The organism is Bartonella sp. MU37NMGALS, from assembly GCF_042194015.1.
Lineage (GTDB): Bacteria > Pseudomonadota > Alphaproteobacteria > Rhizobiales > Rhizobiaceae > Bartonella > Bartonella grahamii.
In genome coordinates, this window is sequence record NZ_JBHIML010000039.1 from 1 (window position 1) to 5,364 (window position 5,364).

The window sequence follows — 5,364 nt, forward strand, 5'->3', positions numbered from 1 at the left end:
GTCAGGCTTATGGAGCATGGTGATGGTTGTTATTCTCTCTTCATTGATTTGGAGAGCAAGATGGCAACAGAATTTAATCATGGGATACGCATTGTAGAGGCTGGTGAGGATTCCCGTCCCTTAGCAACATTTGATCAAACCGCCATTGGTGCGGTTGTCACAGCCCCTGATGCTGACAACCAAGTTTTTCCCCTCAACGAGCCTGTGTTAGTTTTTACACTTGAGGGTGAGAAAATCCAAAAGCTTGGAACAAGAGGCACAGCTCTTGATGTTATCAATGCCGTGTGCGCACAGGGGATTGAGGCACAAATTATTCTTGTGCGTGTGGAGGAAAAATCAACCATTGCTGAGACGCAAGCCGAAATGATGGGATCCAATACTCACTTGACTGGTGTGCATGCTTTATCGCATGCTAGAGGTCATTTAGGGGTAGAGCCTGGGATTTTATTGGCACCGGCTTATAGTGCAGGGCGCCTTGATAATGGTAAAAACCCCGTGGCGGATGCCTTGGAACAGGTGGCAGAAAAGCTACAAGCGATTGCCGTGTTTGATACGGGTGGTAAAAACACGGAAGAAAGCCTTGCCTATCGTGCAGATTTTTCCTCACGCTTTTGTTATTTGATTGATCCCTTTGTACGGGTGGCAAATAGTGATGGGGGTGTTAGTGTTAAACCCGCAAGTCCTTTTGCTGCCGCCATGTTTATCAAACGTGATAAGCAAAGGGGTGGTGTTTTTTGGTCTCCCTCCAACCAAGATGTGCATGGCATTTTAGGCACGGCGCGCCCGATTAGCTATTTTGATGGGGAAATCGATCATGAGGCAAATCGCCTCAACCAAGCCGATATTGCGACCTTTATTCCCGCACGACTTAGTCAAAATGCGGATGGGCAAATGGCTGCCAATGGACGTATTTTATGGGGGAATCATACCACCTCTAGTGATCCACTCTGGCGTTTTGTCAATGTGGTGCGCACCCGTGCAGCTTTGGAAAAAACGATCATCAACAATTTCCGCCCTTGGGCGAATGATGAGAATCTGACCGGTCAACATGTTATTGCCATTACCCGCAGCCTCACGCAGTTTCTTGATGATATGATTGCGCGTGGTGCATTGCTTGGTGGGAGGGTTTGGTTTGACCGCGATTTAAATTCCAACAGCACTTTACAATTGGGAAAATTGCGGGTCGAGTTTGATGCAGAAGAAGTGCCACCCTTAGAAGATTTGAGTTTCGGCAGCCGGCGCAATAGCGCTTATTTTGACCGTTTGGCGCAAGATATCCAAAAGAAAATGACTTATCAATTTGGCGATACGCTTGAAACTTATCGCAAAGCAGCAAGGAGTTAAAGCATGACTTTACGCATTGTACGCGGTTTTACGCTAATTGTTGATGATGATGTGAATCTTCACCTTGATCTTGAGACATTGAAACTGCCCACGTTGGAAGAAATCACAGAAACCTATCAACCAGGGGGCTCTGATATGCAAATTGATGTGAGCGGTCTTGGTGTGAAAGCGCTAAGTTTACAAATGAAAATCCGCAGTCACACACCCGAAATTATCGGTATCTTTGGTGGTCCTCCTGGTCTTCGTCATAAATTCACCGGAAAAAAACATGTGATCTCTGAAGAAGATGGACGCGAGCATGAGCATTCCATTGATGTCACGGGGCGCTTGGTCAAAGTCGATAGCGAAGGCTTAACGGCTGGAAAAGCGACAGGCTATGATTGCGAAATCAAAAATGTTTGGGACTATACGGAATTTTGGGATGGTTCTGTTTTGCACCGCTTTTCTTTTAAACGGGGTGGCTGGCTTGTCCGCAATGGGCAAGAGATCGGTTCTCGCCGCCGCTCTATTCTCAACTTATAGGAATTGATCATGACAAGTTTACAAACCAGCATTGACGTGGAATTGCAGGTTCCGCTTCTTTATCAGGATAAAGGTGGCAAAGAAACTCTCTGCAAGAAACTGACCTTTTATCGCCCCACTTTTAAGCATGCCAAGCAATTAGCGGTGCTCATTGGACCACAATTGACAGAGCTGCTTCTTCCTGAGTTTGGAGAGCAAAAAACAACTTTGAGCAATGATGTGCTTATCACGAAGCTTTCTCAAGTTTTGTTCACAAGTGAGGCAACAGAAGGCATCACAGCACTTTTGGCTGATATGTCACATGAATCTATTGAATTGATTGATCGAGTTGATGTGATGGATATTGTCGCAATATTGAAGGCTTTTTTTGCTTTTTTTACGCAACGCCAATCCTCTCTGCCAGACAATTTGGGGCAGAACTAGCCCTTTATTATCACTGGGCGCCTTCAGAGATTAACCAGATGGATTGGCTGGATGTGATTGCCTATCGAGAAGAACTCGCACGCCTGAAACAACAAGAATATGAAAGTCATCAGTTAGGATAAAGAATCGTCATGGATGTTTCTCTTGTTGTGCGTTTTGTTAATCATCTGCAAGAGGGGATCGCTTCTGCCAAGCGAGATCTTGCAGCCTTTAGTTCAGATGTTGCGCATTTCCAAAACAAGACAAGGCAACATTTTAAAGGGTGGTTTGACCCTGAACATCTTGAGGATGCGACAAAGAATGCGAAAAATGCTTTTATCCAAGCGCGGGGGCGTATGGTGGGTGCCATTGCGCAAACAGCAACCTTAATTGCACCGCTCTATAAAGCCATGCAATTTGATCAATCGATGAAGGGATTAGAAAAGGTTCTCGATGCCCCCCTTCATCGCTTAAAGGAATTGCGCCGTTTTGCGCTTGAAACCTCCACTAAGATTCCGCTAGCGGCACGTGAAGTCTTAGAACTGATGACCAGTGCCAGCCAAGCAGGGATTGGCGAACAAGATCTAGAAGCTTTTAGCATTTATGCTGCCAAAGCGGCTGTAGCTTTTGATATGACGGGAGATCAGATTGGGGAGCGCTTTGCCAAATTGCGCAATGTCTTTAAGCTTAATCAAGCAGGCATTGAAGATCTAGGCGATGCTATCAATCATCTCTCTAATCACATGGCCGCCAAGGCAAGTGAGGTGTCTGATTTTACCAATCGTGCTACCGGTGCGGCAACCATGTTTAAGTTGACAGCGCGCGAAACTGCGGCATTTGGTACGGCGATGATTTCTGCTGGGATTGTTCCAGAGAGTGCCGCGCGTGGTTTTAATGCCATGAGTGCGCGCATTCAGGCAGGGGGCAAACATATTGAAGATGCTTTTGCCAATATTGGGCTTTCTCGCGAAAAATTCATGCAAGATCTGGACAAAGATGCCACAGGTACCTTGGTGCGCTTTTTTAATGTGTTGGGTAAATCCGAACAGGGGATGCGTTCCCTGATTGCCATTGCTGGGCGCGATTTTACTGGTGATTTTGCCAAATTGGTGGGCAATCCCGAATTGTTAGGGCAAGCTTTAGATTATGTGAAAGATCCACAAGTCTTTAAAGGTTCGGTAGAACAAGAAGCCGACAAACAAGCAACCGGTGCCATGCGGCAATTTGAATTGTTGCAAAACCGCATTGTGGCTTTAGGGATTACCATTGGTGAGGTGCTTCTGCCCCCCCTCAACAGTTTGATGGAAAGTGTTGGCAATTTTACTAATGGGTTGATGGCGTGGGCGAATGCCCATCCCACTTTAACGAGCGCCATCATCAAAACCATTGCTGCCCTTATGGCTTTTAATATTGCTCTACGGGTTTTGCGCTTTACTCTTGCCGGGACACGCCTTGGGCTTCTTCAATTGATCACGTCTTTTATCAAGCTTAGAGTACTCAGTCGTGGTGTTGCTGCAAGCTGGCGGGGCTTAGCAGCCGCAGGGCGCTCGCTGGGCTTGCTAACCGCGGGTCTTGGGGCAAGTTCACTCCGACTCTTACGCCCCATGACCTTGTTGGTCGGGGCTTTACGGGGGATTGCTGTCTCAGGAAGTGCATTTGCTGCCTCTTTTGGCTCTGTTGGGACAGTGATCGAAGTGGTTGGGGCGGGTATTTCCTCTGTTGTGGGGGGTATTTTTACCCCAATAGGGGCTGTGGTTGCTGCTGTTGTGGCTGTCATCCTTGCTGCTGGTTTTGCTTTGTGGAAATATTGGGATCGTTTTTCTTCTTTTATGAAGGGCTTTGCACGGGGGGTATCTCGGGCTTTTGGGCAAGCCTTTGAAGCCGTTATGCGCTTTTTTGGTGCTGATACCACCACCATTACGCGTTGGAAAAATATAATCGCCAATGCTTTTGATCTCTCTCAAGTTTGGCAAAAGTTTAAACAAGAGCTTTCCTCTGTTGCCGAGTGGTTTGGCAATTTGTGGGAGGGCGTTAAACAAAGCTTTTCCAACTTTTGGCAATGGTCGAAGAGTTTTTTTACACAGGAAAAGCTCTCGGAGAGTGCCAAGGCTGGTATGGAACAAGCGGGCGAAGATCTGGCTAATTCGATTGTCGATGGCTTTATGTCGTCTATCTCACAATTGATGGATTATTGTAAATCTTTGCCTAGCCGCATTAAGGGGTGGATTGGTTCCATTGATGTAAGAGAGTTTTTGCCAAGTTTTTTGGGGGGCAAAACAGCCATTCAACCGATTGCACAATTTGCGGGGGCGGGGCACGCAAATCCATCGGGTAGAGAACAAAGAGACAAAGAGCATTCCACTATCACACACAATCAAAATGTCACAGTGCATGTCAATGGTGCGCGTGATCCTGTTGCCACCGGTCGTGCGGTTGCCCATGCCATTCAACGGGTACGCGCCAATGCATTGCATGGCGGGACAGAATGAGGGGAGGGAGCCTATGAGAGATCCTTTGATGATGTTAGGATCACATCAATTTTATGTGGACTGGCTGAATTTCCAATCCTTTGAAGAAGAGTTTTCTGCCTCATGGGTTTGTATGGAGCGTTTTGGCAAGGCACCCAGTTTGCAATTTACCGGCTATGGTAATGATGCAAAAACCATTCATGGGGTTTGGTTTCCAGAAGAATTTGGGGACCGGGTAGCGATAGATGCTATCACCACAACTATCCGAAGAGCAAAGCCGGTGCAGATGCTTCGTTGGATCAATGATACGACCTATAGTGTCCTTCTCCATGGACCCGTGGTGATCACCACGATCAATAAAGACCACGACTATATTAGTCGCTCTGGTCAATCCCAGCGCATCCGCTATTCCATTACGCTCTTGCCCTTTTTTAATGGCGGAAAACCACAAGGACAATATCAGGTGGGACAAACCCAAGTGGGACAAATTCTATGAAGATACCAGAAAAGCATGTTGTTGTAGAGCTAGAGGATATGAGTCTTGATCTTATCTGCTTTCACCATGCCATGGCAGTGTTCAGAGACCGGAGGCAAGCTGGTTTACTCAAAGGCTATTTAGAAGCCACCT

The 5,364-nt window shown here is 46.8% G+C and carries 5 protein-coding genes and 1 pseudogene; all 6 read left to right on the forward strand.

Annotated features, from left to right (window positions below; all coding sequences use genetic code 11):
• The first annotated feature begins 60 nt into the window (after window positions 1-60).
• Window positions 61-1,344: a phage tail sheath C-terminal domain-containing protein gene (locus ACFIJP_RS08480; protein WP_375626956.1), complete on the forward strand. Its 1,284-nt coding sequence runs from the start codon at window positions 61-63 to the stop codon at window positions 1,342-1,344.
• A 3-nt stretch (window positions 1,345-1,347) separates the two neighbouring features.
• On the forward strand, window positions 1,348-1,866 hold the full coding sequence (locus ACFIJP_RS08485) for a phage major tail tube protein (protein ID WP_015856800.1): 519 nt from the start codon (window positions 1,348-1,350) through the stop codon (window positions 1,864-1,866).
• 9 nt (window positions 1,867-1,875) lie between these two features.
• Window positions 1,876-2,289 carry a hypothetical protein gene (locus tag ACFIJP_RS08490; protein ID WP_375626951.1) on the forward strand — a complete coding sequence of 138 codons (414 nt, stop codon included), beginning with the start codon at window positions 1,876-1,878 and terminating at the stop codon, window positions 2,287-2,289.
• Between the two features lie 131 nt (window positions 2,290-2,420).
• Window positions 2,421-4,757 carry a phage tail tape measure protein gene (locus ACFIJP_RS08495; RefSeq protein ID WP_375626952.1) on the forward strand — a complete coding sequence of 779 codons (2,337 nt, stop codon included), beginning with the start codon at window positions 2,421-2,423 and terminating at the stop codon, window positions 4,755-4,757.
• A gap of 13 nt (window positions 4,758-4,770) precedes the next feature.
• Window positions 4,771-5,232, forward strand: a complete 462-nt coding sequence (locus ACFIJP_RS08500; protein ID WP_375626954.1) for a phage tail protein — start codon at window positions 4,771-4,773, stop codon at window positions 5,230-5,232.
• A pseudogene (locus ACFIJP_RS08505) lies at window positions 5,229-5,364 on the forward strand (phage tail protein); the annotation flags it as partial. The gene ACFIJP_RS08500 and the pseudogene ACFIJP_RS08505, both read left to right, overlap by 4 nt.

Coding starts and splice junctions, on each gene's coding strand:
- ACFIJP_RS08490 (WP_375626951.1), top strand. CDS start 1,876: ATGACAAGTTTACAAACCAGCATTGACGTGGAATTGCAGGTTCCGCTT.
- ACFIJP_RS08495 (WP_375626952.1), top strand. CDS start 2,421: ATGGATGTTTCTCTTGTTGTGCGTTTTGTTAATCATCTGCAAGAGGGG.
- ACFIJP_RS08500 (WP_375626954.1), top strand. CDS start 4,771: ATGAGAGATCCTTTGATGATGTTAGGATCACATCAATTTTATGTGGAC.
- ACFIJP_RS08480 (WP_375626956.1), top strand. CDS start 61: ATGGCAACAGAATTTAATCATGGGATACGCATTGTAGAGGCTGGTGAG.
- ACFIJP_RS08485 (WP_015856800.1), top strand. CDS start 1,348: ATGACTTTACGCATTGTACGCGGTTTTACGCTAATTGTTGATGATGAT.